The organism is Gemmata sp., assembly GCF_051859125.1.
Lineage (GTDB): Bacteria > Planctomycetota > Planctomycetia > Gemmatales > Gemmataceae > Gemmata.
Map to the genome: position 1 here is coordinate 1 of NZ_JBHYGG010000217.1, position 2,697 is coordinate 2,697.

The window sequence follows — 2,697 nt, forward strand, 5'->3', positions numbered from 1 at the left end:
CACCTCGCCCCCGGTCTCGGGGGAGAGGTCGCCGCGCCTCGCGGCGGGTGAGGGGGAACTACCTTACCCCTTCCGCAACCACTGCGTTCCCCTCTGTGGCTCACCTCTGGTTCCGGCTCACACCCGCTCGGTGCGGACCCACTCGGCCTGCGGCTTCGTGATGAACCCGAGGTACAGCGGCACCTTTCGCACCGCGTACAGCGGCACGCGGAGCAGCGTCCGCACCGGCAGCACGCTCCGCCCGAAGCGGAGCCACGCCGCGGTCAGTCCGAGCGCCGCGATCGCGCACGCCGCGCTCAGCACACCGGCCGGCCACGGCGACCCGCCGAAGGCCGCGTACCCCGCCAGCGCGACCAGCACCACCCCCGCCACGAGGACGAGCGCCGACAGCGGCGGCACGCCGAGTTCGAGCGCGAGCGCCAGCGACGACACCCGCCCCGTGAGCGCGCTCGCGAGCAACCGCGGCACGCCCGCCCGGATCACCCGAAGGTGCCCGTGCTCCCAGCGGCGGCGCTGGCTCCCGGCGGCGGCGTCGGCGGTCGGGAACTCGGCGCTCACTGCGGCGTCCGGCGCGAACAGCGGGCCGTGCCCGGCGACCACCAGATCGACCGCGAGTTGCATGTCCTCGACGATGTGCCCGTGGCCCAGCTTCGCGGCGCGGATGACCGGCCACGGGAACGCCATGCCGGTGCCGGTGAGCAGGCACGGCTGGCCGAGTCGCTTGAGCCCCAGCGGCCGCACGACGTTCTTCACCACGAACGCGAACGCGGCGATCCCCCGCTCGGGCTTCGCGCCGGCCGGCGGGTTCATGCGGTACGCGGCCTGGACGGGGCGCTGCGTCTCGTGGGCGAGTTCCACCAGTCGTACCAGCCCGCCCGGCCCGATCACGCAGTCGGCGTCGAGCACCACGACCACCGCCGGCGGTCGGTCGCGGACCGCATCCACGCCGAACGCCAGTGCGTACCCCTTGCCGCGGCGGGTCGCGTCGAACCGCTCGACGACCTCGACGCCGCGGTCCCGCGCGACCCGGGCCGTGCGGTCGGTGCAATTGTCGGCGACGACCAGCACGCGGTCGCCCGGCCCCAACTCGGGCGCGAGCGCGTCGAGCGTGCGGCCGAGGCCGGCCTCCTCGTCGTGCGCCGGAATGAGCACGACGCACGGCACCCGCGCGGTCCCGGCCTTCGGTGCCGGCCGCACCCGAAACAGGCTCGCGACGGCGCACTCGACGGCGAGCACGAGGAGCGGCACCGCGAGCAGCACCGCGGCCGCCAGCGCACAGTAATCGATCCAGTCCATCACGCCCCCCCTGCGATCGACAGCCGCGCCGCGGGTTCGGCCGCGTCGTCCGAGTGCTTGCCGCCGCCGGTGAACAGCGCCGCCAGTTTGCGGCCCTCGGTCGCGGCGTTGTGCGCCGCCCGCACGGCCTCGGCCCCGGCCGCGCCCATCGCCGCGAGTTCTTCGGGTGTCGCTTCGAGTGCCGCGGCAAGCGCATCGGCGAGCCGCGCCACGTCGCCCGCGGGCACGAGCCACCCGTTCACGCCGTCGCGGACCAGCTCGGGGATGCCGGCGACGAACGTGGTCACCACCGGCCGCCCGAGCGCGAGCGCCTCCATGATGACCACCGGCAGCCCCTCGGCGAAGCTGGGCAGCACCATCGCACGCGCGGCGATCATCTCGGCCCGCACCTGTGCGTTGCTCAGCCAGCCGGTGACGCGGACGCGGCCCCCGAGCCCGTGCCCGCGGACCGCCGCCTCGACCTCGCGCCGCATCGGGCCGTCGCCGGCCAGCACCAACTCGAAGTCGTGGCCGGCGTCCGCGAGTCGCGCCGCGGCCGCGACCAGGAGCAACTGCCCCTTCTGCTCGGCGAGCCGGCCGACGCACACGAGCCGGTTGTTCTCGGCGGGCGGTAGCGGGCCGTCGTCGAGGAACGCGGCGTCCACCCCGCACCGCACGACGCGGACCTTGCCCCAGTCCTCGTACCGCGCCCAGCGGAAGAGCTGGCTGCGGCCGAACGAGCTGATCGCCACGACGAACGCGGCCCCGGCGATCTTCTCGCGCAGCGCGAGCGCGTCGGGCCGGTCGAACTCCTCGGGGCCGTGGACCGTGAAGCTGTACGGCGGGCCGCCGAGGGTGCGGGCCAGCAGCGCGACGGCCGCGGGGTTCGTGCCGAAGTGCGTGTGCAGGTGCTCCGCCCCGCACCAGCGGAGCCAGCGCACGAGAAGGCACGCTTCCACGAGGTAGATCAGGTGGCGCAGGCGCTTCCCGGCCGCGCCTCCGAGCCGCCACGCCGTGCGGAACGCGCGGAACCATTTCACCGGGTGCGTCAGCAACATCCCGAGCGCCGCGAGCAGCAGCGCCGGCTTCCCCGCCGCGAGGAGGCTCCGCGTGCGGGCGACCTCGGCGCGGTCCGCGGGGTCGACGATGTCCGCACCCGGGGGGCGGATCGCGAACCGCGCCACCGTCACGCCCGCGGCCTCGACGCCGACGATCTCGCGGCGGATGAAGCTGTGGCTGACGTGCGGGTACTGGTTGACGAGGTAGGCGACGATCATCGGGGCTCCGGGCTCGCGGCGGTGGCTCAGCTCAGGGCTGTTGTGATGCAGTCATTCGCCTCACGCGGGCCGCCACGGAGGGCGGCCCCTACAAACCAAGAGCCAACGGTTCGGAATGGGCCGCCCTCCGTGGCGGCCCGCCGGC

2 protein-coding genes are annotated in these 2,697 nt (G+C 74.8%); both read right to left on the bottom strand.

The genetic code is table 11. The features are described 5' to 3' along the window. Positions 1 to 117 precede the first annotated feature (117 nt). A complete protein-coding gene (locus tag ACTIGN_RS17855) occupies positions 118 to 1,296 on the bottom strand; it encodes a glycosyltransferase family 2 protein (protein WP_439626245.1) in 1,179 nt (392 codons plus the stop codon). Continuing rightward, positions 1,296 to 2,552 carry a glycosyltransferase gene (locus ACTIGN_RS17860; protein ID WP_439626247.1) on the bottom strand — a complete coding sequence of 419 codons (1,257 nt, stop codon included), beginning with the start codon at positions 2,550 to 2,552 and terminating at the stop codon, positions 1,296 to 1,298. Before ACTIGN_RS17860 ends, ACTIGN_RS17855 begins: the two co-directional genes overlap by 1 nt. Positions 2,553 to 2,697 lie beyond the last annotated feature (145 nt).